This is a genomic window from Barrientosiimonas humi (assembly GCF_006716095.1).
GTDB lineage: Bacteria > Actinomycetota > Actinomycetes > Actinomycetales > Dermatophilaceae > Barrientosiimonas > Barrientosiimonas humi.
Map to the genome: position 1 here is coordinate 2,433,605 of NZ_VFOK01000001.1, position 23,927 is coordinate 2,457,531.

24 protein-coding genes are annotated in these 23,927 nt (G+C 73.7%); 6 read left to right on the plus strand and 18 right to left on the minus strand.

Annotated elements, in window-relative coordinates; translation table 11 throughout:
- Positions 1-18: 18 nt before the first annotated feature.
- Positions 19-993 carry an SDR family NAD(P)-dependent oxidoreductase gene (locus FB554_RS11415; RefSeq protein ID WP_142006187.1) on the minus strand — a complete coding sequence of 325 codons (975 nt, stop codon included), beginning with the start codon at positions 991-993 and terminating at the stop codon, positions 19-21.
- Between the two features lie 85 nt (positions 994-1,078).
- Here FB554_RS11415 and FB554_RS11420 point away from each other — a divergent pair, with 85 nt between their 5' ends.
- On the plus strand, positions 1,079-2,263 hold the full coding sequence (locus FB554_RS11420) for a zinc-dependent alcohol dehydrogenase (protein ID WP_142006189.1): 1,185 nt from the start codon (positions 1,079-1,081) through the stop codon (positions 2,261-2,263).
- A 190-nt stretch (positions 2,264-2,453) separates the two neighbouring features.
- On the opposite strand, the gene FB554_RS11425 is transcribed toward FB554_RS11420, so the two are convergent.
- The 8 genes from FB554_RS11425 to FB554_RS11450 all read right to left on the minus strand — a co-directional run bounded on the left by FB554_RS11425 (position 2,454) and on the right by FB554_RS11450 (position 9,279).
- Entirely contained in the window at positions 2,454-4,418 is a 1,965-nt protein-coding gene (locus tag FB554_RS11425) for an HNH endonuclease signature motif containing protein (protein WP_142006191.1), read from the minus strand.
- Positions 4,419-4,730: 312 nt separating this feature from the next.
- A complete protein-coding gene (locus FB554_RS11430) occupies positions 4,731-5,513 on the minus strand; it encodes an exodeoxyribonuclease III (protein ID WP_142006192.1) in 783 nt (260 codons plus the stop codon).
- Between the two features lie 24 nt (positions 5,514-5,537).
- On the minus strand, positions 5,538-5,894 hold the full coding sequence (locus tag FB554_RS11435) for a hypothetical protein (RefSeq protein ID WP_142006194.1): 357 nt from the start codon (positions 5,892-5,894) through the stop codon (positions 5,538-5,540).
- A gap of 11 nt (positions 5,895-5,905) precedes the next feature.
- Complete coding sequence (locus tag FB554_RS17375) at positions 5,906-6,064, minus strand: hypothetical protein (RefSeq protein WP_211344585.1); 159 nt, start codon at positions 6,062-6,064, stop codon at positions 5,906-5,908.
- A 26-nt stretch (positions 6,065-6,090) separates the two neighbouring features.
- Positions 6,091-6,963: an MFS transporter gene (locus FB554_RS11440; protein WP_211344672.1), complete on the minus strand. Its 873-nt coding sequence runs from the start codon at positions 6,961-6,963 to the stop codon at positions 6,091-6,093.
- A 3-nt stretch (positions 6,964-6,966) separates the two neighbouring features.
- Positions 6,967-7,125, minus strand: coding sequence for a hypothetical protein (locus FB554_RS17380; protein ID WP_211344586.1), 159 nt, complete (start codon positions 7,123-7,125; stop codon positions 6,967-6,969).
- Between the two features lie 58 nt (positions 7,126-7,183).
- The gene (locus FB554_RS11445; RefSeq protein ID WP_142006195.1) at positions 7,184-7,855 is read right to left on the minus strand and encodes a LuxR C-terminal-related transcriptional regulator; all 672 of its coding nucleotides are present in this window, start codon (positions 7,853-7,855) and stop codon (positions 7,184-7,186) included.
- The gene (locus tag FB554_RS11450) at positions 7,852-9,279 is read right to left on the minus strand and encodes an ATP-binding protein (protein WP_142006196.1); all 1,428 of its coding nucleotides are present in this window, start codon (positions 9,277-9,279) and stop codon (positions 7,852-7,854) included. The genes FB554_RS11445 and FB554_RS11450 overlap by 4 nt, the downstream gene beginning before the upstream one ends.
- A gap of 115 nt (positions 9,280-9,394) precedes the next feature.
- Between FB554_RS11450 and FB554_RS11455 the strand changes: the two genes are divergently transcribed.
- Both FB554_RS11455 and FB554_RS11460 read left to right on the plus strand, forming a co-directional pair.
- Complete coding sequence (locus FB554_RS11455) at positions 9,395-10,795, plus strand: PspC domain-containing protein (protein ID WP_142006198.1); 1,401 nt, start codon at positions 9,395-9,397, stop codon at positions 10,793-10,795.
- A complete protein-coding gene (locus FB554_RS11460; RefSeq protein WP_142006200.1) occupies positions 10,792-11,109 on the plus strand; it encodes a hypothetical protein in 318 nt (105 codons plus the stop codon). Before FB554_RS11455 ends, FB554_RS11460 begins: the two co-directional genes overlap by 4 nt.
- On the opposite strand, the gene FB554_RS11465 is transcribed toward FB554_RS11460, so the two are convergent.
- Both FB554_RS11465 and FB554_RS11470 read right to left on the minus strand, forming a co-directional pair.
- Positions 11,066-11,752, minus strand: a complete 687-nt coding sequence (locus FB554_RS11465) for an NUDIX hydrolase (protein ID WP_142006202.1) — start codon at positions 11,750-11,752, stop codon at positions 11,066-11,068. The genes FB554_RS11460 and FB554_RS11465 overlap by 44 nt on opposite strands.
- Positions 11,753-11,770: 18 nt before the next feature.
- Positions 11,771-12,865, minus strand: a complete 1,095-nt coding sequence (locus FB554_RS11470) for a glycosyltransferase family 4 protein (RefSeq protein ID WP_142006204.1) — start codon at positions 12,863-12,865, stop codon at positions 11,771-11,773.
- A 36-nt stretch (positions 12,866-12,901) separates the two neighbouring features.
- On the opposite strand from FB554_RS11470, the gene FB554_RS11475 reads away from it, so the two are divergent.
- Entirely contained in the window at positions 12,902-13,717 is an 816-nt protein-coding gene (locus FB554_RS11475; RefSeq protein WP_236022379.1) for a PIG-L deacetylase family protein, read from the plus strand.
- Positions 13,714-14,793 carry a lysylphosphatidylglycerol synthase transmembrane domain-containing protein gene (locus FB554_RS11480; protein ID WP_142006208.1) on the plus strand — a complete coding sequence of 360 codons (1,080 nt, stop codon included), beginning with the start codon at positions 13,714-13,716 and terminating at the stop codon, positions 14,791-14,793. The genes FB554_RS11475 and FB554_RS11480 overlap by 4 nt, the downstream gene beginning before the upstream one ends.
- Positions 14,794-14,985: 192 nt before the next feature.
- Here the strand turns inward: FB554_RS11480 and FB554_RS11485 are convergent, their stop codons facing one another.
- The 7 genes from FB554_RS11485 to FB554_RS11515 all read right to left on the minus strand — a co-directional run bounded on the left by FB554_RS11485 (position 14,986) and on the right by FB554_RS11515 (position 23,622).
- Positions 14,986-15,876: a phosphatase PAP2 family protein gene (locus tag FB554_RS11485; protein WP_142006210.1), complete on the minus strand. Its 891-nt coding sequence runs from the start codon at positions 15,874-15,876 to the stop codon at positions 14,986-14,988.
- Positions 15,877-16,119: 243 nt separating this feature from the next.
- Positions 16,120-17,697 (minus strand): glutamine-hydrolyzing GMP synthase, encoded by a 1,578-nt coding sequence (gene guaA, locus FB554_RS11490; protein ID WP_142006212.1) that lies wholly within the window; start codon positions 17,695-17,697, stop codon positions 16,120-16,122.
- Between the two features lie 9 nt (positions 17,698-17,706).
- Positions 17,707-18,078 (minus strand): DUF3817 domain-containing protein, encoded by a 372-nt coding sequence (locus FB554_RS11495; RefSeq protein ID WP_142006213.1) that lies wholly within the window; start codon positions 18,076-18,078, stop codon positions 17,707-17,709.
- The gene (locus tag FB554_RS11500; protein WP_142006215.1) at positions 18,071-18,940 is read right to left on the minus strand and encodes an SURF1 family protein; all 870 of its coding nucleotides are present in this window, start codon (positions 18,938-18,940) and stop codon (positions 18,071-18,073) included. The genes FB554_RS11495 and FB554_RS11500 overlap by 8 nt, the downstream gene beginning before the upstream one ends.
- Positions 18,941-18,982: 42 nt before the next feature.
- Positions 18,983-20,689 (minus strand): GMC oxidoreductase, encoded by a 1,707-nt coding sequence (locus FB554_RS11505; protein WP_142006216.1) that lies wholly within the window; start codon positions 20,687-20,689, stop codon positions 18,983-18,985.
- Positions 20,686-22,299 (minus strand): succinic semialdehyde dehydrogenase, encoded by a 1,614-nt coding sequence (locus tag FB554_RS11510; RefSeq protein ID WP_142006218.1) that lies wholly within the window; start codon positions 22,297-22,299, stop codon positions 20,686-20,688. The genes FB554_RS11505 and FB554_RS11510 overlap by 4 nt, the downstream gene beginning before the upstream one ends.
- Before the next feature lie 201 nt (positions 22,300-22,500).
- A complete protein-coding gene (locus tag FB554_RS11515; protein WP_142006220.1) occupies positions 22,501-23,622 on the minus strand; it encodes a GuaB3 family IMP dehydrogenase-related protein in 1,122 nt (373 codons plus the stop codon).
- 71 nt (positions 23,623-23,693) lie between these two features.
- Here FB554_RS11515 and FB554_RS11520 point away from each other — a divergent pair, with 71 nt between their 5' ends.
- Positions 23,694-23,927: a FitA-like ribbon-helix-helix domain-containing protein gene (locus FB554_RS11520; RefSeq protein ID WP_142006222.1), complete on the plus strand. Its 234-nt coding sequence runs from the start codon at positions 23,694-23,696 to the stop codon at positions 23,925-23,927.

Here is a 23,927-nt window from a genome sequence, read left to right on the forward strand (position 1 = left end):
ACTGCTACGGGTCGACTGCTACGGGTCGACCGACGGTGAGGGTTTCTCGTTGTTGCGACCGGCCGCGCGGTCACCGAGCGTCGTCAGCGTGTTCACCACGCGCGACCCGAGGTCGCGGCGGGCGTGGCGGCCCTCCACGGCGCCGTCGGTCGCCGGCCCGGAGGAGTCCGGCAGCAGCCGCCCGACCAGGCCCATCACGCGGGTGGTCGTGGCGGGGGCGAGGCCGCGCACCCGGATCCCCACCCAGGTGAGCGGCGTCAGGGTGACCATCGGCTTGCCGTCGAGCACCCCGTCGACGATGCGCCTTGCGGCGCGCTCGGCGTCCATCGACAGCACGGGCAGCGACGCGCCGGGGCCGAACCAGGCGTACTCCTTGGCCGCGTCGCCGGTGAACTGCGCACGCAGGTGCGAGCCGGTGCGCATCAGACCCGGCACGATCGTCGTGGCGGTGACGCCCGTGCCCGACAGGGCGGCGGCCAGCCCGTCGGAGAACCCGACGGCGCCGAACTTCGCTGTCGCATAAGGCAACAGGTGCGGCGGTGACACCATGCCGCCGACGGACGTGACCGTGCCGATGGCGCCGCGGTGACGTGCTCGCATGCGCGGCAGCACCGCCCACGCGACGTGGATCGGGCCCCACGTCATGGTGTCGATCGCGTCGCGGAAGTGCTCGAGGGTCATCGCCTCGGCCGGTCCGGCCTGGATGATGCCGGCGACGGTGAGCGCGACCCGGATGGGCCCGGTCCGCTCCTCGACCCGGTCGACGAGGCGCTGCACCTCGTCGGCGTCGCGGACGTCGCAGACGTGCGTCGTCACCTCCCCCGTGCGCGCGAGATCCGTTGCGGCGCGGTCGAGCTCGGCCGCGTCACGGGCGGCGATCACGACCTGGTGACCGCGGCGCTGCAGCTCGCGTGCGGCGAGCAACCCGAGTCCGCGGGACCCCCCGACAACGAGCGCGACGGGCGCGGCGGCGGTGACGTCTGCATCGACCATGCCTCGACCGTACGGATCCGGCCCGTCGCACAACGCACCCGGACGGGTGGCGACCCGAGCGGGGGCTCGTGCCTATGGTCCGACCATGCGAGCACTCACCTGGCAGGGACTTCAGGACGTCCGGGTCGAGGAGGTTCCCGACCCGGTGCTGCAGGAACCGACCGACGCGATCGTGCGGGTCACCTCGACCGCGATCTGCGGGTCGGACCTGCACCTCTACAACGTGCTCAAGCCGTACCTGAGCCCCGGCGACGTGCTCGGCCACGAGTTCATGGGCGTGGTCGAGGAGGTCGGCAGCGGCGTGCAGAACCTCTCGGTCGGCGACCGGGTGGTCGTGCCGTTCAACATCTCCTGCGGCCACTGCTGGATGTGTGAGCGCGGGCTGTTCGCGCAGTGCGAGACGACGCAGAACGTGCAGCAGGACAAGGGCGCGAGCCTGTTCGGGTTCAGCAGCCTCTACGGCTCGGTGCCCGGCGGGCAGGCCGAGCGGGTGCGCGTGCCGCACGCCGACTTCGGCCCCGTGCGGCTGCCGCAGGAGCACTCCGACGAGCGGTTCCTCTATCTGTCCGACATCCTCCCGACGGCCTGGCAGGGCGTGGAGTACGCCGACGTCCCCGAGGGCGGGACCCTCGCCGTGCTCGGGCTCGGCCCGGTGGGGCAGCTGGCCGTGCGGGCGGCCAAGCACCGGGGCATCGAGCGGGTGATCGGGGTCGACCTGGTGCCCGACCGGCTGACCAAGGCGGCCGCCGCCGGCGCGGAGGTGGTCGACCTCCAGGGGGTCAAGGACGTCGCGGAGACATTGCGCGAGCTCACCGACGGTCGTGGGCCGGACAGCGTGCTCGACGCCGTCGGCATGGAGGCGCACGGGAACCCCGTGTCGGAGAAGGTGATCGCGGGGGCGAGTCGCCTGCCCGGCCCGCTCGCACGTACGGCCATCGAGAAGGCCGGCATCGACCGGCTCGCGGCGCTCACCACGGCGATCTCGGCCGTGCGGCGCGGCGGCACGGTGTCGATCAGCGGTGTCTACGGCGGGATGGCCGACCCGCTGCCGATGATGCAGATGTTCGACAAGGGCATCGCGCTGCGGATGGGCCAGTGCCACGTCCGCCGGTGGACCGACGAGCTCCTCGACATCGCCCGGCAGCCCGACGACGTGCTCGGCCTCGAGCAGCTGGCGACCCACCGGGTGAGTCTCGAGGACGCACCGGAGATGTACGACACGTTCATGAACAAGGACGACGGGTGCCTCAAGGTCGTCCTGACGCCCTGACCCCGTGACGCTGTGGGGGGTCTGACGCCGTGAGGGTCTGACGCCTGGACCTTGGCGCCCAGCGGCTCTGACGCCTGGGACTTCGCGCCCAGGGCCTCAGACGCAGTGGACCTCTGGCGCCCAGGGCCTCAGACGCAGTGGGCCTCGGCGCCCTGGGGCCGCCGAGGCTTGACCAGGTGCCCCGGACGCCTCATCCGGCGCGGCGAGGCGGGTCGGTCCGGGGCCGAAGCATCGGCGTGAGCTGGTCGAGGCGGCCCTTGGTCAGGTCCCAGACGACCCGGCCGTCGACCAGCCGCCCGAGCAGACCGTCGCGGTGCACGATCGTGTGGTGCCGCGAGCACAGCAGCGCCCCGTTGTCCACGTCGGTCGGGCCGCCGGCCCACCACGGCACCAGGTGGTGCACCTCGCACCAGTCCGGCGGCCGGTCGCACCCGGGGAAGGTGCAGCACCGGTCACGATGGACCACCGCGGTGCGGGCACGGCCGACGAACAGCCGCTCCTCCTGGCCGAGGTCGATGATCCCACCGTGCGAGCCCAGCACCGCCGGGATCACTCCCGCGTCGCAGGCCAACCGGCGCAGCATCGAACCGGCGAGCAGCTCCCCGGCCTGCGTGCGGCCGGTGCCGGGCAGGAACCGCACCCCGACGCTCGACCCCTCGAACGGACCCGGGACACCCTGCAGCGTCTCCAGCCCGACCGTGACCACGACCTTCGGGTGCGAGGTCACCGAACCCTTTCCGGCGCCGGGCAGCGCAGCAGCAGCCCGCTGCACCAGCTCCATGAACGCATCCGCCCGCCGCTTCGGCGCACTCCGCGGATCGCGCACCGGCCCACGCTCCTCCGGCGCCTCCGGCTGATCCGGCGCTTCCGTGCTGTCTTGCGCTGCCGAGTTCTTCGGCGACCCCGAAGTTCCCCACTGCTCCGCCTGCTCCGGACACTCCGCGTTGTCCGGCGATCTCGGCTTCTCCCGCGCGACCGGATCCGCCGGCAGCCCTCCTGGCGGTGATCCGGTCACCGGGGGTTCTCGATCCGCCGCTTCCTGCCCCTCGGCCGGAGGCGAGCCTCGGCCAGGCGTGTCCTGAGAGAGCGCTCCCGCCGTCCCGGCCGGACGGGGACGAGCCTGGTCCGGCGAACGTGTCCCGCGAGGACGGTCCTGGTCGGCCCCGCGAGGCCGGGCGGCGCCGTCCGCCGCACCCGCACCGGCACCCGCACCGGCACCCGCACCGGCACTCGCGGCCCCACCCGCACCAGCACCCGAGGCGCCTATGCCCGGCCGCGCGCCGGGGCAGTGCATCGGGTCCGGTGCAGACAGTTGACCGATCGCCTGCGCGACGATCGCGGCGTTGCCCGGGGACAGCTCAGCGACGAGCCGCACGAGGCCGGACGGAAGCTCGTACATCGTCAGCGACTCCGCGCGCTGCGCCGCCTCCTCGGACCGGTCCAGCTGCTCGGGGTCGTAGCGCCCGATCAGCTGCTTGGTCAACGAGCGGCGGTCGGCATCTGTGGCGTCGTCGCCCAGCGCCAGGAACCACGACAGCACCTCGGCCCGCGACGCGGTCGGCAGCAGCGGCGTGATCTTCGGCGCCTCGCGCAGCGCGGAAGCGGCGGCCCGGACGCTCACCACGTCGCCCGAGACGACCTCGGCCAGCAGGGCGCGACCGGTGGGGTCGGACAGCACGACCGGGTCCACCTCCTCGACGCTGTCGCCGGCCGACTCGTTCGCACCGTCGTCTGCGTCGGGGCCGTCACCAGCATCGGGATGCACGAACGGCACCAGGCCCGTCGACATCGCGATCTCTTCGGCCACCACAGCCACGCGCCGCGCCTGGCTCGGCTCGACCCCCGGCCCGAGCCACTGGACCCACTGGCACGCGTTGGCCGCGACCGACTCGCGCACCACGCCGCGACTGATCGCCTCCACCGTCACCGCGACCAGCAACGACTCACCCTTGCGCGTCATGCTCAGCCCGGCCTGACCCAGCTGGGTCAGCTGATCCTCGGACAGCTGGTGCAGCACGGCCGGCGCGGCCGCGACCTCCTCCAGCACGTCGGTCAGCCGCTGCAAGAGGTCGACGCCGGCACCGGGCGCAGGAGCCGGCACGGTGGACTCGCTGGCGGGAGGCAGCCGGACGGGACGCTGCGGCGGATCTGCCATGTGCTCCATGCCCCTGGCCCCCTTCCCCGAAGCCCTGCGGGCCGCCCCTCGACCCGGTGCCCGCCGCGGACGCCAGGTCCGGGCGATGCGCCCATCATCGAACACGCGTACGAGTCATGTCAAGGGTTTGAGAACCTGAATCTTGTTCGCTCTCAGCGGAATTCGAGCATCATGGGCCTATACCAGACACCACTGACAACGCTCGGAGCTCGCTTCCGAGACGGGGTGGTGCACCACGCGCCCCAGTGAAGAGCCGCCCACGAAGTCACCCGGTTCGAGCGCCGGGGCGCCGGCGCCCGCGCGCACGCCGCGCTACGACCAGCGCACCACCAGCGGCGCGTGATCGCTCCACCGCTCGGCGTAGGTCGGCGCGCGCCCCACGACGACCTCGACCGGGCGCTCGGCGAGGGGCGGGCTGGCGATGGCGTAGTCGATGCGCCATCCCGCGTCGTTGTCGAACGCCTTCCCGCGCCACGACCACCACGTGTAGGGCCCGTCGACGTCACCCGCCTGCCGCCGGCCGAGATCCACCCAGCCGCGCTCGGCCCAGCCCGTCAGCCGCTCCTGCTCCTCCGGGAGGAAGCCGGCCTTGCCGCGGTTCCCCTTCCAGTTCTTCAGGTCTCGAGCGGTGTGACAGACGTTGAGGTCGCCGGTGAGCACCACGTGCTGGTCGCGCAGCTCCTCCAGCCGCCCACCGATCGCATCGAGGAGCGCGAACTTCTCCTCCTGCACCGGCGTCCCCGCCTCGCCGGTGTGGACGTACGCCGAAAGCACCGTCAGCGCGGGCCCACCGGGCACCTGCACCTCGGCCTCGATCCAGCGGCCCTGCCCCTGCGCCACCGGCAGGTCCACGGCGGTCCGAGCGATCGGCCCCCGACTCAGCACCGCCACGCCGGCCCGTCCCGACACGCCCTCGGCGTACGCCAGGTGCCAGTCTGCGAACGGCGTCCCGGCGAGCGCGGACTCGAGCTGGTCGCGGGTCGCGCGGACCTCCTGGAGGGAGAGCACATCGGGCTCCTGGGCGGCGAGCCAGGCGAGTCCGCCGCGTCGCGCCGCGGCGCGAATTCCGTTGACGTTGGCGGTGATCAGCAGCACCGCTGCATGCTACGAGGGGGCGGTTCAGGGCCAGCCGACGGCCACGATCACGTTGAGCACCGCGAGGTAGCCGGCGGCGTTGGCGAGGCCGATCGCCCGGCCGCCGCGCTGCTGGCGTCCGCGCCCCATCTCGGCGCACGCCAGCACCGCGACGGCGATCAGCAGCTTCAGCCCGACCTTGTTGTGGTCGAGCACCTTGTCGAGCGCGCTGGCGCTCTCGCCTAGACCGACGAGCACGACACCGCTGAGCAGCTGCGCACGGGCGCCCCAGGTCATGAGCGCGCTGACCCGCGGCGAGGCGGCCACGGCGAACCAGCCACCGACCAGCGCGGCCATGCCGAGCAGGTGCACGATGACGAGGATGTCGTAGACCACCTTCATTGCTGCGGAGCCTAGCGACGCGCACCGTCCGCCGTGGCACGCCACGGCAACAGCGCACCGGTCACGAGCAGCACCCCCGCCCCGACCGCGATCCCGGTGCGCAACCCCGCCAGCGCCGTGACCAGCCCGCCCAGCGCGATGAACAGCGGCTGCACGGTTCGGGTCGCCACCGACCACGACATCCCGACCCGCGACATCAGCTCGTCGGGGGCACCGTCATCCGGTACGACGCGAACGTGGGGTTGAACAACCCGGCGAAGAACAGCAGCAAGGTCTCGGCCGCGGTGACCAGCACGAACCCGGCGGTGCCGGGCGGCGCGACCACCAGCAGCGGCATCCAGACGGCCCGGAGGGTGCCGGCCCCCAGCAGCACCGCCCGCTCTCCCCACCACCGCACGGCTCGCGGCGCCAGCGTCGCGCCGACCAGTCCGCCGAGCCCCGAGACGCCGAGCAGCAGGCCGTACTGCCACGGCGCCAGCCCCAGGTCGCGCAGCACGAGCACGGCCAGCAGCGGCGAGATGAGCATGACCCCGCCGCCGAACAGCAGGGCGTTGCAGAACAGTGCCCGCAGCCCCGGGTGACCGAGCACGAAGCGCCAGCCGGCCGCCATCTCGGCCCGCCAGTGCTGGTCGGCCTGCCGCGCCGGAGGGTCGGGCTCGGGGCTGCGGAGCCGCCGGATCCCGAGCGCCGAACCCAGGTAGCTCACCGCGTCGACCGCCAGCACCAGCACCGGCCCGAACGCGCTCGCGAGCGCCCCGCCCGCGGGTGGGCCCAGCGTGAAGCCTCCCCACATCGTGCTGTCGAGCCGCGACTGCGCCCAGACGCGGGCGTCCGGCGCGACGAGCCCCTTGAGGTGCGCCCCCGCCGCCGCGGCGAACGACACGGTCGCGAGCACCTGCAGCGCCCCCACCACGCACAGCTGGGCGAACGTCAGGCGCCCGAGCCACCACGCCACCGGCACCGACAGCAGAGCCGCGGCCGCGAGCAGGTCGGCCGCGATCATCACCGGGCGTTTTCGGCGGAACTCGATGCGGCTGCCCAGCGGCAGCGCGACCAGCGCCGTCGTGATCGCCTAGACCGCACCGAGCACCGACACCTGCCAGTCGGCCACCGCCAGGGTGAGCACCGCGACCAGCGCCAGACCGCCCGTGGCGACGCCGGAGCCGATCTGGCCGAGGGCGTACGCCAACCACAGCCTGCGGAAGTCGCTCCGCCAGTCGGTGGTCAGCACGGGCCGACCGTAGACGCCAGGACCGACAACCGCCGCCCGCGCCAGCCCAGCCCGGCGCTCAGAGCAGGCGGCGCGACATCGCCCAGCTGGTCAGCTCGTGCCGCGAGGACAGCTGCAGCTTGCGCAGGACCGACGACACGTGCGTCTCGACCGTCTTGACCGAGATGAACAGCTCCTTGGCGACCTCCTTGTACTGGTAGCCGCGCGCGATGAGCCGCATCACCTCGCGCTCGCGCGCCGAGAGCCGGTCGAGCTCCTCATCCACCTCGGCGATCTCGCCCGCCGCCGCGCCGAACGCGTCGAGCACGAACCCGGCCAGCCGCGGCGAGAACACCGCGTCCCCCTCCGCCACCCGGTGGATCGCGCTGACCAGGTCGGTCGGCGAGATGGTCTTGGTGACGTATCCCCTTGCGCCAGAACGGATCACGGCGATCACGTCTTCAGCAGCGTCGCTCACCGACAGCGCCAGGAATCGCACCGGCCGACCCTTGTCGGTCTCGACGCCCGCACACCCAGGGGGTACGTCCGCGCCGCCGCGACCCGACCCGCCGGGCAGGTGCACGTCGAGCAGCACGACGTCGGGCCGCACCTCGCGGATCACCTCGATCGCCCGATCCACGTCGGGCGCCTCGCCCACGACCTCGACGCTGTCGTCCAGCTCGGCCTTGACCCCCGACCGGAACATCCGGTGGTCGTCCACCAGCACCACCCGGACCGGTTCGCCGCTCATCCGCTCTCCTCCTCGCCGCCACCCTGCGCTGCGGCTCGTTCCTCGCCGCCACCCTGCGCCACTCGTTCCTCGCCGCCACCCTGCGCTGCGCGCTCCTCGCCGCTCATACCCTCTGTCGCGCTCGGTCGCACTCCGCTCCGGCCGGCGGCTCGTTCCTCGCCGCCACCCTGCGCTGCGCGCTCCTCGCCGCTCATATGAGGCAGCCTCAGCACCACTTCCGTCCCGTCCTCCCGCCGGCGCACCTCGGCGCTCCCGCCGTGCCGCTCCATCCGGCCCACGATCGACTCGCGCACCCCCAGCCGGTCGGCGGGCACCGCGTCAGGGTCGAACCCGGCGCCGTGGTCTCGCACGAACGCCTCGGTCTCGCCCGGCCCCACCTCGACGTACGCCGACACGGGCGGGGCCGCGTGGCGTACGGCGTTGGACACCGCCTCCCGCACCGCGGCCACCAGCGCCGCGCCGTGCTCGTCGAGCGGCCGGTCGCCGGTGACGACCAGGTCGACCGGCACCCCGAGCTGGTCCTCGATCTCGTCGGTCGTGGAGCGTACGGCCGTGGCCAGGGTCGCGCCCGCCGGCGCGGCGTCGGCGAACAGCCACTGCCGCAGCTCGCGCTCCTGGCCGCGTGCGAGCCGCTGGACCGCCGCCGGGTCGTCGGCGCGGCGCTGGATCAGCGCGAGCGTCTGCAGCACCGAGTCGTGCAGGTGGGCGGCGATGTCGGCCTTCTCGGTGACCCGGATGCGCTCGGTCTGCTCGCGGCGGAAGTCCTCGAACAGCCGGATCGCGAACGGCGCCACCAGCAGCGTCACGCCCACGAGCACCACGAGCGTCGCGAGCAGCACGTCGCGCAGCCCGCCGAGGCCGCGGCCGCCGGAGATGAGCACCGCGATCCCGCCGAGCACCAGCGCTGCCCCGAGCCCCACGCGCAGCAGCGACTCGCCGCGCGCGAGGTCGGTGCCGGCCAGCCAGTGCTGGCGGCGCCGCCCGTCGAGCAACGACCAGCTCAGCAGCAGGCCGGCGACGATCGCGAGCAGCGGGAGCACCGCAGAGGGGTTGATCGTGGAGCCGATGACCAGCGTGCTGATCCCAGCCAGCGCCAGCAGCACGCCGCCCAGCACGACCCAGCGCGTCGACAGCGAGCGCCGGTCGATCAGGGCAGCGTCCTCCTCGGCGACGCCCTGGTCACCGACCGGCATCGTCAGCCAGAGGAACCCGTAGACCACGACACCCGCCCCGAACACCACCACGCCCACGAACGTCGCGATCCGCAGCGGCACCACCGGGATCCCCAGGTGCACCGACACCCCGCGGCACACGCCGGCGAGCATCCGCCCGTGCGGCGGGCGGCGCAGCGGCGGCCGCTCCGGCAGCGCGCCTGGCGCCGCGGGCGCGCTCGGCAGCGCGGGCGCGCCGGGACGGGTCGTCATGCCTCCATCTTGACCCACCGACGGCCCGGTTCCCCGGCCGCTCAGGGTGGGATCAGGGGCGCGTCAGGGTCGAACCTCATGTCGCGCACGGGCCGACCGGCAGCAGAGTGCTGCCATGACCTCGTCCGTCCCTCCCACCGAGCCGCACGGCGCGACGCGCCTCGAGCCGCCGCAGACCGGCCCCGGCGCCGCACCGCGCGACCCCCTGGACCGCTTCTTCGCCAGCCTGCGCGGCAGCGGCCTGTTCCGCGCCGAGGACCGCTGGATCGGCGGCGTCTGCGCGGGGCTGGCCGAGCGGCTGCGGGTGGACCCGCTGATCGTCCGGGCTGCGTTCGTGCTGCTCGGGCTCACCTTCGGCATCGGCGTCCCGCTCTACCTCGTCGCCTGGCTCCTGCTGCCCGACCGGCAGGGCACGATCCTCCTCGAGCGCGGCCTGCGGACCGGTGACGTCGGCGCGGTGGTGCTGATGATCGTCGCGATCGTCGTGGTCACCAGCGGCTTCGGCTGGGCCTGGGGCTGGGGCGGCCCCGGCCCGCTCCTGCCGCTGGTGGTGGTCGCGGGCGCCGTCTGGTTCGTGCTGAGCCGCAACCGACCCGCCACCCCGAGCCCGTACGCCGGCGCCACCTCCACCCCCACCGCACCTTCCCCCTCGGCCGGCGTCCCCTCGGCCGGCGCTCGCTCGGCCGGCGCTCGCTCGGCCGGCGTCAGCACCTGGGAGAGCGCCACCACCTCGGCGGGCGCCACCCCCTCGGGGACGCACGCCACCACGACTCCCGCCCCCGCTCCGCCCGGTCTCGGGGGGCCGGGCGGACCGGGGGGCGGGGCACCCACCTTCCCCGCCACCGCGCCGCGGTGGCAGGCCCCGCCGCCGGAGCCGCGTCCGCGCCGGCGCACCCTCCCCGGCGGGTTCACCCTGCTCGTCCTGGGCCTCGCCGCGATCGCCGGCGCCGCCACGACCATGCTGACCCGCGGCACCGACCTCGGCACGGTCGCCGACCGGCTCGGATGGGTCGCGGCCACCGCGGTCGTCGCGCTCGGTGCGCTCGTGGCGGGGCTGCTCGGCCGCCGGGCGGTCGCCGCCGGCGCGATCGCCCTGGTGCTCGCGGCCGGGACCGCCGTCGCGGCCGCCTTCCCCACCGACGTGGCGCTCACCGGTCCCCACGGCAACGCCCGGTGGCAGCCGACGACGGTGGCGAGCCAGTCGTACGACCTGTCCTCCGGCACCGCGCGGCTCGACCTCGCCGCGCTCACCCCGCAGCAGGCCACCGGCACGCTCACCAGCCACGTGGGCGCCGGCGAGCTGCGCATCGTCGTGCCCGACGACCTGACCGTGCGGGTCCGCGCCCAGGTCGGCGCGGGACAGATCAGCTCCGGCTGGCCCGGCGACCCGTGGGAGGTCGACGACGGCGGTCTCGGCCGCACCCGCACCGTCACCGTCGGCACCGGCACCCCGACCCTCACCGTCGACGCCCGCGTCGGGCTCGGCGTCATCACCATCGAGAGGACGACGCGATGAGCGACCGGACCACCCCGCTGCCGCGGGCCACCGACCACACCGACCATCCCGACCACGCACCACCGCACTCCCAGGGCGCCGCCCCGCCCGAGCCGCAGTGGATCTCCGGCCCCGCGCCGACCACCACGCTCGCCGGACTGCTGGCGCTGGTCGTGGCCGTCCTCGCGGGCGTACGCCTCACGACCGACATCGACCTCGAGTGGTCCACCGCGCTGCCCGTCGCCGGGATCGCGCTCGGCGTGATCTTCGTGCTGCTGGGGGTCGTGTCGCTCAGCGTGCGGGCTCGGCGAGCAGAGCACCGACCCACGGACTGACCGGCAGACCGGCAAGCTCGTGCTCCTCGACCCACGCGGCCGACTCGGTGGTGCCTCCCACGTCGTGCACCACCGGGTCGGTCGGCTCCTCGACCCACGCCCGATAGACCAGGCGCACGGCGTGGAAGTCCTCGACCAGCCCGTCGGGCGCGCGCCCGACCCAGTGCTGGCTGAGCACGTCGAGCGGCTCCTCGAGCCGGATGTGCTGCCCCGACTCCTCCCACACCTCGCGCACGACCGCCTGGTCGGGCTCCTCGCCCGGCTCGACCCCGCCGCCCGGCAGCCCCCAGGTGCCCGGCCGCGCGGTGCGCGCGGAGAACTCGGTCAGCAGCAGCCCGCGCTCGCTGCGCACCACGGCGTAGGCCGCCACCCGCTGCTTGCGCACCGCCCCCGCGGCCTCGGCCGCGCTGACCTCGACGCGCGGGGCGACCGGCGCGGCCGCGGCGTGAGCCCGGCGACGGCGCACCCGGAAGTCCAGCTCGATCTCGCCCCCCGGCTGCCGCCCGATGCTGACCAGACTCACGACCTCCCACCCGGCGTCGGCGAGCACCGCGCGCGGGTCGGCGCCGTGCTCCAGCGCGACCTCGACGCAGTCGCTCCCCGACCCGTCGACCCCGCGCACCAGCACGCCTGCGTCCGCCATCCTCGGTCCTTCCCCCGATCAAGCCCGGGCCCGACCGTACGCCTGCACGGTCTGCGCGACGACCTCGCCCCAGTCCTGGCGCACCGGGGTCGAGCGGGCGTACGCCCCCAGCCGGTCGCGCAGGTCGGCGTCCGTCGCGAGCCGGGCCAGGGCCTGCGCGAACTGCTCGTCGTCGTCGACCAGCAGCCCGTCGCGGCCGTCGGCGACGAACTCGGTGATGCCGCTGCGGCGCGGCCCGACCACGGGCAGGCCGCTCGCCCGCGCCTCGAGCGCCGCGATGCCGAACGCCTCGAGCTCGGCGGGCGCCACGTAGACGTCGGAGGCGAGGTAGCGCCGGTGCAGCTCCTCGCGGGTCACCCGGCCCGGCAGCGACAGCCACTCCTGCGCCCCGTGCCGGGCCGACCAGGCCTCGAGCCGGCGCCGCTGCGGTCCCTCCCCCAGGATCTCCAGGCGCAGGTCGGCACCGGGCGCCAGCTCGCGGGCGCGGGCCACCACCTTGACCAGGTCGAGCGGGCGCTTGCGCAGCGCGAGCCGCATCGCGGTGACGACGCGCAGCGAGCCGGTCGACGCCTCCGGCCGCGGCCCGGGCGACCAGCGTGCGACGTCGATCCCGTTGGGCAGCACCGAGACCGGCGCGCCGCCGCTCATCCGGCGCAGCGGCGCGGCGGCGACCTGCGACACGGCGGTGAGCTCGGCGCCGCGGTCGGCCCAGCGCTCGACGTAGCCGGCGGCGTCGACGAGCGGGGCGGCGTGCGCCAGCACGCAGTGCCAGGTCGCGACGGTCGGGATGCCGACACCCAGCGCGACCCGCATCGAGTCCATCGCGAACGGGCTCACGACCCCCATGTGCACGTGCGCCACGTCGAACCCGCCGTCGAGCAGCAGCCGCCGAACCTTCGGCGGCGCAAGGGGATTCACCGGCACGCCGCCGGGCAGCGGGATCGCGAGGCGCTCGACCGGCACGTCGTCGATCGGCTCGTCGGGGCCCTGGGTGGCGGTGACGACCACGGCCTCGTGGCCGGCCTGGCGCAGCGAGCGGGCGAGGTCGTGCACCTGCACCTCGATGCCGCCGAGCCGCGGCAGGTAGCAGTCCGACAGCAGCGCGACCCTCACCCGTCCGAGGATGTCATGCTGCGAGACTGTCGCGTGATGCCCTACACCCTCGTGGCTTTTCACGCCCACCCCGACGACGAGGCCCTGCTGACCTCGGGGACGATGGCGCGCGCCGCGGCCGAGGGGCACCGGGTGGTCCTGGTCGTCGCGACCGACGGCGAGCTGGGTCTGGCCTCGACCGACTTCACCGCCGGCGGCGGGCTGGCGGCGCACCGCCGCGCCGAGCTCGAGGCCAGCGCCGCGGTGCTCGGGGTCGCCCGCACCGAGTGGCTGGGCTACGCCGACAGCGGCAGCGGCGAGGAGCTGTTGCCCGACCCACCGGGGCGCACCCGGTTCGTGCGGGCGCCGGTCGAGGAGGCCGCCCAGCGGCTCGCCGGCATCCTCGGCGAGGAGCAGGCCGAGGTGCTGCTGACGTACGACCCGAACGGCGGTTACGGCCATCGCGACCACGTGCGGGTGCACGAGGTGGGTGCTCGTGCCGCCGAGATCGCAGGCACACCAAGGGTTCTCGAGGCCACGGTGCCGCGCGACCTGCTGGTGCGGGTGCTGCGGCTGCTGACCAAGGTCTATCGCTTCCCGCCGGAGTTCGACCTGTCGTCGTTCGAGCGGGCCTACAGCGCCCGGGCCGACATCACCCACCGCATCCCGGTCCGGCGCTTCGTCCGGGCCAAGCGGGCCTCGCTGCGCGCGCACGCGTCGCAGTCCTCGGCCGACGGCGGCGCCGACCGCACGGTCGGGATGCTGCTGAAGATCCCGCGGCCGCTGTTCGACCTGGTCTTCCGCCGGGAGTGGTACCTCGACCGCGCCCACACCGGGCCGGTCGCCTCCGACGTGTTCGCCGGGCTGCCGTGAGCCCGGCCAGCCGCGCGCCGGCACCGGCCCCCGAGACCACCTTCCCGAAGCCGACACCGCGCACCGTGCTGCAGGCCGTGCTCGGGCTCGGCCTCGCGATGGCGATCATCGCCTTCGGCCTGCCCTACTTCGCCGACACCACCTGGGCCAAGATCGGCACGCACCTCGGGTCGGTCGGCCCGGCCTCCGCCCTGGAGCTGTTCGGCTGGATGGTGCTCGGGCTGTGGTGCTACACCTTCACCCTCACCGGCTCCCTGCCCGGCCTGTCGCACAGCAAGGCCCTGATGATGAACGTCTCGGGCTCGGCCGTCGGCAACATGCTGCCCGGCGGAGGCGCGGCGGGCGTGGCCGTGACCTACCTGTTCGGCCGCAGCTGGGGCTTCTCGCGGATGGCGATCTCGACCTCGATCATCGTCTCCGGGGTCTGGAACGTCCTGGCCCGGGTGGCCCTGCCGCTGCTCGGCATCGTCGTGCTCGCGCGGGACCAGACCGCGCTGCCGAAGTCGGTGCGCCAGGGCGCCTTCGCCGCCGGCGTGACCGCGCTGGTCGTGCTCGCGGTCTTCATCGCCATGGTCATCAGCGACGAGCGCGCCCGCCAGCTCGGCGGCCTCCTCGACCGACGGGTCGGGCACCTGCTCGCCCGGCTGCGGCGCGGCCCGAAGAAGGGCCAGCGCCTCGACCTCGCGACGGTGCTGCAGAACCAGCGCTCCCGCCTCGCCAGCGTCACGGCCCACGGCTGGTTCCCGATGACGTTCGGGGTGGTGGGCTTCCTCGGGATCTACTTCGTGCTGTTCTGGCGCACGATGGAGGCGGTCGGTGTCGAGATCCCGCTGCCCAAGCTGTTCGCGGCGTACGCCATCGGCCGCCTGCTCACCGCCGTCGGCGTCACCCCGGGCGGGCTCGGCATCACCGAGGCCGGCACCCTCTCGGTGCTCGTCGCGTGGGGCGCCCCGCCCGCCCCCGCCGCGGCCGGCGTCCTGATCTTCGCGCTCTACACGCACGTGTTCGAGGTGCCGCTCGGGCTGCTGGGGTGGCTCGGCTGGTCGCTGAGCCCCAAGGTGCCGCCGCCCGACTGAGGTGCGGGCGAAGGGGTGCGAGCGGAGGCGTACGGCTCGGGGGTCCCGCCCACATTTCGTGCGCAAGTGAACGAAATGCAGCGGGCCGCCGCGGAATCCCGGCCCCCACGCCTTCATTTCGTGCACAAGTGAACGAAATGAAGCCCGGCGTACGTCGGCGCCGGCACCCCCGGCCCGGCACCGGCGAGCGGGTCAGGCCAGGTGGCGGTCGGCCACGGCCGAGGTCCAGGCGAGCGCGGCGGCGCTGGCGATGCCGATCGGCACCAGCGCGAGCACCGCGAGGACGAGGTTCACGTCGTGGTCGGCCGGGCGCAGGCCCCAGCCGACGAAGATCAGCCCGACGACGGCCGACCCGACCAGCGCGAGCGAGGAACGAGCCGCCCACCCCGGACGCCGCGGCGCCGCACCGGGCTGGATCAGGGCCGCGAGACCGACCGCGAGCGCCGTCCAGCCGAGGCAGACCGCGACGGCCGCGAGCACGTCACCCGGACGGTGCCACTGCCCCACCACCGTGCCCGCACCGACGAACGTCGCCACGAACCCGGCGAACGGCACCACCACCCAGCGCCACGCCGCGGGCGCCACGAGCACGGCGGCCAGCCCCAGCGACAGCGCGACGGTGGCGTGACCGCTCGGCAGCGAGTTCCCGGCCCCGTCGGCACGGTCGAGCACGTTGAGCTTGAGGATGCGGGTCGTCACGTTGGCCCCCACGACCAGCACCATCGCGGCCACCGCGAGCCCCACCCGGCGCCGCATCAGGGCCACGCCCACGCAGACGGCGAGACACAGCGCGACTCCGCCGACACTGACGTACGTGATCCAGTCGGTGACCTTCATCGCCGCCGTCGCCGAGTTGCCGACCGCGTGCATCATGTCGTTGTCGAGCTCGGACCCGCGCAGGCTGCCCAGCGAGACCCGCACGATCGCAGCGAACGCCGCCAGCGCCAGCAGCCCCATCAGCACCACGCTCAGCCACGGCCCCGACGCGCGCCGCTCGGGACCCTCGGGCTCTTCGGGCAGGCGCCCGTCGGCCCCGCGCGTCTCCGCGAGGACCGGACGGCTCATGGTGGGTGCTTCGGACATGTGAACAGTGTGCAGGACCCGGCTGGACGCAGTCTGGACGCGTGACGGGTGCCCGCCGTCACGCGGAGCGGTTCACTCCCACTCGATGCCTTCTGTCGCAGGAGCGAACCGGCGGAACGTCACCTCGAGCGCTCAACCTCGCCCTGCGCTCCGCCGGTTCACTCCCACTCGATGCCTTCTGTCGCAGGAGCGAACCGGCGGAACCTCACCTCACGCTGGCGCGCTCGCCGAGGCACCGCCGGTTCACTCCCACTCGATCGTCCCGGGGGGCTTGCTCGTCACGTCCAGCACCACCCGGTTGACCTCTTCGACCTCGTTGGTGATGCGGCTGGAGATCCGGGCGAGCACGTCGTACGGCAGGCGCGTCCAGTCCGCCGTCATCGCGTCCTCCGACGACACCGGGCGCAGCACGATCGGGTGGCCGTAGGTGCGGCCGTCACCCTGCACGCCGACGGAGCGTACGTCCGCGAGCAGCACCACCGGGCACTGCCAGATGTCCCGGTCCAGCTCGGCCGCCGTGAGCTCCTCGCGCGCGATCAGGTCGGCCTTGCGCAGCGTCTCGAGCCGGTCCGCGGTGACCTCGCCGACGATCCGGATGCCGAGGCCCGGCCCCGGGAACGGCTGGCGGTAGACGATCTTCTCGGGCAGCCCCAGCTCGAGCCCGACCTGGCGCACCTCGTCCTTGAACAGCGTGCGCAGCGGCTCGACCAGCTTGAACTGGATGTCGTCGGGCAGCCCGCCGACGTTGTGGTGGCTCTTGATGTTGGCCGCGCCCGCACCGCCGCCGGACTCCACGACGTCGGGATAGAGCGTGCCCTGCACCAGCCACTTCACCGGGTGCTCGTTGTCGCCGCGGTCGTGCACGATGTCGCGCGCGGCCTGCTCGAAGATGCGGATGAACTCGCGGCCGATGATCTTGCGCTTCTGCTCCGGGTCGCTCACCCCGGCCAGCGCGTCGAGGTATCGCTCGCTCGCGTCGATCACGACCAGGTCGGCGCCGGTGAGCTCCACGAAGTCGGTGCGCACCTGCTCGGCCTCTCCCGCACGCAGCAGGCCGTGGTCGACGAACACGCAGGTCAGCTGGTCGCCGATCGCCTTCTGCACCAGCGCGGCCGCGACCATCGAGTCGACGCCACCGGACAGCGCACAGATCGCCCGGTCCTCGCCGACCTCCTCGCGCACCCGGGCGACCAGCTCGTCGACCATGTTCTTGGGGGTCCACTCGGCCTCGAGGCCGGCGCCGCGCAGCAGGAAGTTCTCCATGACCCGCTGCCCGAACGTGGAGTGCATGACCTCCGGGTGCCACTGCACGCCGTACAGCCGGCGCTCGTCGTCCTCGAACGCCGCGACGGTCGTGCCGGGGGTGCGCGCGGTGACCTTCATGCCGTCGGGCGCCTCGCTCACCGAGTCGCCGTGCGACATCCACACCGACTGCTGCGGCGGCTGCCCGTTGAACAGCGTCGAGCCGGTGTCGTCGATGTCGGCCCGGGTCGCGCCGTACTCGCGCATGCCCGTGTGCGCCACGGTCCCGCCGAGCGCCTGGGTCATCGCCTGGAAGCCGTAGCAGATGCCGAAGACGGGCACGCCCGCCTCCAGCAGCGCCTTGTCGAGCGCGGGCGCGCCGTCGGCGTAGACCGACGACGGGCCGCCCGAGAGCACGATCGCCGCCGGCTCCATCGCGAGGATCTCCTCGGCCGGCATGTCGTGCGGCACGACCTCGCTGTAGAGCGAGGCCTCCCGCACGCGCCGGGCGATGAGCTGGGCGTACTGCGCGCCGAAGTCGACGACCAGGACGGGATGGTCCTGCAGATTCTCCGTCACAGCGAGAGCCTAGCGAGCCGTCGCGGGTGCGCCGCGCTCCAGCCGTTCCAGCTGGGCCTCGACCTCGCCGCCGACCTTGCGCTCGACCCAGAAGGACAGCAGCGGCACGCAGCCGGCGAGCATCACCAGCACCATCTTCGACAGCGGCCAGCGCACGGCGAACCCGAGCACGGCGGTGGCGACGACGTAGATCACGAAGATCAAGCCGTGCGGCTGCGGCCACCACGCGAGCGCGTCGTTCTGGAAGCCGTACTGCAGGATCATCTCGGCCACGAGCACCAGCAGCCCGATGCCGACGATGAACGCCATCACCTTGAAGAACTTCAGCTTGGTGCGGGCGCTCGGGACGTCGATGCGCTCCTCGCGGGCGAGGTCAGACATGCAGATCCTTCGGTCGTACGTCGTCGGCCGGCGCGGGCGCCCCGGCACCGTGGTCATCGGTCGGCCCGTCGGTCGGGCCGTCGTCGGTCGGGTCGTCGGCCGGCCCGTCGCCCGTCGGGCCGTCGTCGCGGGCCGCCAGGGCCAGCTGGTCGAGGTGGTCCTCGCGCACCGAGCGCCACCACAGGTAGAGGGCGAACACCGCGAACACCCACCACTGGAGGGCGTACCCGAGGTTGCGCCAGTCGACCCCTTCGACCGTCGGCGACGGCGGCGGCACGTGCTGCATCGCCGCGGACTGCTCGGCCGGGGTCTGCTCGATGGTGAACAGGAACGCGTTGTAGACCGTGCCGCCCCACTCGTTGAGCAGCGTGCTCACGTCGACCGAGGCCTGCTGCCCCGGCGGCACGGTGACGTCGGTGCGCGGCGACTCGGCCGGCACGAGGGAGCCGAGCAGCTGGATCGGCCCGGTGGGCGGGGCCGGGGCGGCGGCCGCGTCGGTCACGAAGCCGCGCAGGACCGGGATGCGCGCGCCGGTGCCGTCGACCACCAGCGGGGTCAGCACCCAGAAGCCGGCCCGGCCCTCGAGGCGCCGGTCGGGCACGAGGAACTGCTTGGGCGCGTCGTACGTCCCGGTCACGCTGACCCGGCGCAGCGACCCGTCGTCGGGGAACGCCTCGTGCGGGGCGATGACCTCGTTCAGCGGCGCGACCGGCTGGGCCGGCCCCTGCTGCAGCACCTGCTCGCGCGCGTCCTGCTTGGCGACGCCGTACTGCCAGAAGCCGAGGCCCACGAAGAGCGCCACGAAGGCCAGCGCGAGCGCCAGCAGCGCCAGGTGGCGCGGGCGGCGGGCGGTCTCGATCACTCCCTCAGGGTAGGCGTCGAACCTGACCGCTCCCGCGTCGCCTCAGGCGGTGCGCGTCGCCGGCATGCCGAGCTCGACGCCGGGCACCCGCGCGGGCTCGGCCGGGAAGCGCCGGTATCCCTCGCCCTGCGCCGGGCGCTGGTCGGTCTGCCCCTTGGCCGGCCACAGCGAGATCGCCCGCTCCGCCTGCGCGGTGATGGTCAGCGAGGGGTTCACGCCGAGGTTGGCCGACACCGCCGACCCGTCGACCACGTGCATCCCGGGATAGCCCCAGACCCGCTGGTAGGGGTCGACGACCCCGCGCTCGGGGCTGTCGGAGATCACCGCGCCGCCGAGGAAGTGCGCGGTCATCGGGATGCCGAACGTCTCGGGCCAGGTGCTGCCCGCGATGGTGTGCACCCCGCTGCGCTCCTGCAGGCGCTTGGCGATGGCGCGCACCGCGGCCTGCCCCTGCGGGATGTACGTCGGGTTCGGCATGCCGTGGCCCTGCCGGCTGGTCAGCCAGTAGCGGCCGAAGCGCTTGCGCACCGACGTGGTCAGCGAGTTGTCGAGGGTCTGCATCACCAGCAGGATCACCGTGCGCTCGCTCCACCGCGGGCCGAACGCCGCCCGGGTGTTGGAGATCGGCTCGCGCAGGAACTTGCGGGTGAACTCCAGGCCGCGCGAGGCGAGCGACCGGGAGCTGTCGACCTGCAGGGTCGACAGCAGCCCCATCGCGTTGGAGCCGGGGCCGTAGCGGACGTTCTCGACGTGGGTGTGCTCGTCGACGTGGAACGAGGTGGTGATCGCGATGCCCTTCGCGACCGGGAAGTCCTCGCGCACCGTCACCGCGGCCGCGCCCTCGAGGGCCTCGGAGTTGGTGCGGGTCAGCATGCCGAGCCGGTCGGACAGCTTCGCGAGCCGCCCGGTCTGGCGCATGGTGTGCAGCAGGTTCTGGGTGCCCCAGGCGCCGGCCGCGAGCACCACCTGCTCGGCGGTGATCGTCTGCTCGTCGCGCTTCACCCACGCGCCCGTGCGGCGGGTCGTGACGCGAAAACCCTTGTCTCCCAACGGGTCCAGGCCGACGACCGTGCGCATCGGCTGGATCTTCACGCCGGCCCGCTCGGCCAGCGCGAGGTAGTTCTTCATGAGCGTGTTCTTGGCGCCCACGCGGCAGCCGACCATGCAGTTGCCGCACTCGGTGCAGCCGCTGCGCGCCGGGCCCTCGCCGCCGAAGTAGGGGTCGGCAACCTGCTTGCCGGGCTCGCCGAAGAACACCCCGACCGGCGTCTTGCGGAAGGTGCTGCCGACGCCCATGTCGTGCGCGACGTCGCGCATGACCTGCTCGACCGGCCCGTCGCACGGGTTGTCCTCGACGACGCCGAGCATCCGCCGCGCCACGTCGTAGTGCGGGGTGAGCTCGTCCTCCCAGTCGGTGATGTGGCCCCACTGCGGGTCGGTGTAGAACGGCCCCGTCGGCTGGTAGAGCGTGTTGGCGTAGTTGAGCGATCCGCCGCCGACGCCCGCCCCGGCCAGGATCAGCACGTCGGGCAGCTTGTGGATGCGCTGCACGCCGAAGCACTTCAGCGCCGGCGCCCACAGGTATCGGCGCAGGTCCCAGGAGGTCTTGGCGAAGTCCGCGTCCTCGAAGCGGCGGCCCGCCTCGAGCACCAGGACGGAGTAGCCCTTCTCGGCCAGCCGCAGCGCCGCCACCGAGCCGCCGAAGCCGGAGCCCACGACGACGACGTCGTAGTCGTAGGTGCCGGTCACGACAGGCCCGCACCCTTCATCACGCGCAGGCCGGTGGCCATGGCCTTGGCCCACACCTTCTCGGGGACGCCCTTGGGCACGGCGAAGCCGGGCGGGCGCTGGACCGCGACGTTCTGCGACTCGGTGTACTTCTGGATGCCCTCGGCGCCGTGCCGCCGGCCGAGACCCGAGGCGCCCATGCCGCCCATCGGCGAGCCGTTGCTGCCCCACGCCGCGGCGTAGCCCTCGTTGATGTTGACCGTGCCGGTGCGGATCTGCGCGGCGAGCTCGCGCCCGCGCCGGACGTCGCGCGTCCAGACCGAGGCGTTGAGGCCGTACGGCGTGTCGTTGGCGAGCGCCAGCGCCTCCTGGTCGTTCGCGACCCGATAGACCGACACGACGGGCCCGAAGGTCTCCTCGTCGCGGCAGAGCATGTCGCCGGTGACGTTGGTGAGCACGGTCGGCTCGTAGAACAGCGGGCCGAGGTCGGGCCGCGCCCGCCCGCCGGCGAGCACCGCGGCGCCCTTGGCCTTGGCGTCCTCGACGTGCGCGCTGACCCGCTCGAGCTGCTCGGCGGTCACCAGCGTGCCCATGTCGATGCCCCACTGCAGGCCGGGGCCGATGCGCATCGCCTCGACCCGGCGCAGGAAGTGCTTGAGGAACTCGTCGGCGACCTGCTCGTGCACGATCAGCCGCTCGGCCGAGATGCACAGCTGCCCCGCCGAGCCGTACGCCGCCCGCACCGCCCCCTCCGCGGCGCGGCTGGGCGAGGCGTCGGCACGGACGTACATCGGGTTCTTGCCACCGAGCTCCAGCGAGGCGCCGACGAGGCGCTCCCCCGCGTCGCGGGCGACGCCGCGGCCGGTCTTGGTGGAGCCGGTGTACATCACGTAGTCGGCGCGGTCGAGCACCGCCTTGCCGATGACCGAGCCGGGGCCGAGCACGACCTGCAGCACGCCCTCGGGCAGCCCCGCCTGGTCGATCAGCTCGACGGCGCGCAGGGCGGTGAGGGCCGACTGGGTGTCGGGGCGCAGCACGACGGCGTTGCCCGCGACCAGGGCCGGGAGCGCGTCGGTGATCGACATCGACAGGGGGTAGTTCCACGGCGACACGACCCCGACGACGCCCTTGGGGTGGCGCAGCTCGACCGAGGTGGTGAGCAGCGGGATCGCGCCCAGGTGCTTCTTCGGGCCGAGGTAGCTCTCGGCCTTCTTGGCGTAGTGCCGGCACACGCCCGCCGCGTCGAGCACCTCCTCGAACGCGTGCTTGCGCGCCTTGCCGGCGTCGAGCTGGATGAGGTCGAGCAGCTCGTTCTGGTGGCGCAGCAGCAGGTCGTGCAGGCGGGTCAGGAAGCGGGTGCGCTCCTCGACCGGACGCGCGGCCCAGCGCGCGGCTGCCTCGCGGGCGTCGCGGAAGGCCTGGTCGACCGAGTCGACCGTCGAGAGCGGCAGCCGCCCGATCACCTGGCCGGTGAACGGGGTGACGCACTCGTGCATCTCGGGCCGCGCCGGGGCGACCACGCGCCGCCCGAGGCGGGCGTCGAGGCCGGTGGGGAGGGCGTACGCGCTGGGCTGGCCGCCCGCGTCGGCGGAGGAACGCTGCCGAGAGTCCTGGACCAACGAATCAGTCATTACGTCAGCGTAACCTCGCCGGACGTGATCTGCGCCACTGAACGTCCAAAAATCCGCGCGGGAGACCCAGATCCTGGGTAGGAGCGTGCGACCGGCTCGGCGACGATGCCGCGAGACCGGAGCGTGCGACGGGCTCGGCGACGATGCCGCGAGACCGGAGCGTGCGACGGGCTCGCGGAGGAGGAGCTGAGCCAGAAGGAGTCAGGACCGCTGGTAGGGGGCGACGACGACCTCGACGCGCTGGAACTCCTTGAGGTCGGTGTAGCCCGTGGTGGCCATCGCCCGGCGCAGCGCGCCGATGAGGTTGGTGGTGCCGTCGGCGCCACGGCCCGGGCCGAGCAGGATCTCCTGCAGCGAGCCGACGGTGCCGACCTCGACCCGCTCGCCGCGCGGCAGCTCGTGGTGGTGCGCCTCGGAGCCCCAGTGGAACCCGCGGCCGGGGGCGTCGCTCGCCCGCGCCAGCGCGGCGCCGATCATCACCGCGTCGGCGCCGCAGCCGACGGCCTTCACGATGTCGCCGGAGGTGCCCATGCCGCCGTCGGCGATGACGTGGACGTAGCGCCCGCCCGACTCGTCGAGGTAGTCGCGCCGCGCGGCCGCGATGTCGGCGATCGCCGAGGCCATCGGCGCGTGGATGCCGAGGGTGACGCGGGTGGTGTGCGCCGCGCCGCCGCCGAACCCGACGAGCACGCCGGCCGCGCCGGTGCGCATCAGGTGCAGCGCGGCGGTGTACGTGCTCGCGCCCCCGACGATCACCGGCACGTCGAGCTCGTAGATGAACCGCTTGAGGTTGAGCGGTTCGGCCTTGCCGGACACGTGCTCGGCCGAGACGGTCGTACCGCGGATGACGAACAGGTCGACGCCGGCGTCGACGACCGACTTCCAGTGCTCCTGGGTGCGCTGCGGGCTGAGCGCGCCCGCGACGGTCACGCCCGCGTCGCGAATCTCCTTGAGCCGCAACGAGATCAGGTCGGGGTTGATCGGCTGGGCGTAGAGCTCGCGCATGCGCGAGGTGGCCTCGGCGGGGTCGAGCCCGGCGATCTCGGCGAGCAGCGGCTCGGGGCTCTCGTAGCGGGTCCACAGCCCCTCGAGGTCGAGCACCGGCAGGCCGCCGAGCTGCCCGAACGCGATCGCGGTCTGCGGCGACATCACCGAGTCCATCGGCGCGGCCAGCACCGGGAGGTCGAAGTGATAGGCGTCGATCTGCCAGGAGACCGACACCTCCTCGGGGTCGCGCGTGCGCCGCGACGGCACCACCGCCACGTCGTCGAAGGAAAACGCGCGCCGCCCCCGCTTGCCGCGGCCGATCTCGATCTCAGTCACCGGCACAGGCTATCGACGGGCGGCCGCGCGAGGCCCACCAGGCGGTGCATGCAGATTGCTACCATGCATGCATGGCCCTGATCCAGATCCGCGACGTGCCCGAGGACGTCTACGAGACGATCCGCCGCCGGGCGCGCCGGTCGGGCCAGTCGATCCAGGCGTACATGCTCGCCCGGACGGTCGAGGTGGGCCGACGGCCCGAGCCCGACGAGGTCGTGCAAGCCCTCGAGGACGACCTCGCCGGTCGCCCGCCGCTGACCCTCGACGTCAACCAGGTGCTCGCCGCGCGCGACGCCGACCGCTGA

Coding starts and splice junctions, on each gene's coding strand:
- FB554_RS11425 (WP_142006191.1), bottom strand. CDS start 4,418: ATGGCAGATCCGCCGCAGCGTCCCGTCCGGCTGCCTCCCGCCAGCGAG.
- FB554_RS11495 (WP_142006213.1), bottom strand. CDS start 18,078: ATGTCTGACCTCGCCCGCGAGGAGCGCATCGACGTCCCGAGCGCCCGC.
- FB554_RS11475 (WP_236022379.1), top strand. CDS start 12,902: ATGCCCTACACCCTCGTGGCTTTTCACGCCCACCCCGACGACGAGGCC.
- FB554_RS11460 (WP_142006200.1), top strand. CDS start 10,792: ATGAGCGACCGGACCACCCCGCTGCCGCGGGCCACCGACCACACCGAC.
- FB554_RS11465 (WP_142006202.1), bottom strand. CDS start 11,752: ATGGCGGACGCAGGCGTGCTGGTGCGCGGGGTCGACGGGTCGGGGAGC.
- FB554_RS11420 (WP_142006189.1), top strand. CDS start 1,079: ATGCGAGCACTCACCTGGCAGGGACTTCAGGACGTCCGGGTCGAGGAG.
- FB554_RS11455 (WP_142006198.1), top strand. CDS start 9,395: ATGACCTCGTCCGTCCCTCCCACCGAGCCGCACGGCGCGACGCGCCTC.
- FB554_RS11510 (WP_142006218.1), bottom strand. CDS start 22,299: ATGACTGATTCGTTGGTCCAGGACTCTCGGCAGCGTTCCTCCGCCGAC.
- FB554_RS11520 (WP_142006222.1), top strand. CDS start 23,694: ATGGCCCTGATCCAGATCCGCGACGTGCCCGAGGACGTCTACGAGACG.
- FB554_RS11435 (WP_142006194.1), bottom strand. CDS start 5,894: ATGAAGGTGGTCTACGACATCCTCGTCATCGTGCACCTGCTCGGCATG.
- FB554_RS11450 (WP_142006196.1), bottom strand. CDS start 9,279: ATGACGACCCGTCCCGGCGCGCCCGCGCTGCCGAGCGCGCCCGCGGCG.
- FB554_RS11485 (WP_142006210.1), bottom strand. CDS start 15,876: ATGTCCGAAGCACCCACCATGAGCCGTCCGGTCCTCGCGGAGACGCGC.
- FB554_RS11445 (WP_142006195.1), bottom strand. CDS start 7,855: ATGAGCGGCGAACCGGTCCGGGTGGTGCTGGTGGACGACCACCGGATG.
- FB554_RS11415 (WP_142006187.1), bottom strand. CDS start 993: ATGGTCGATGCAGACGTCACCGCCGCCGCGCCCGTCGCGCTCGTTGTC.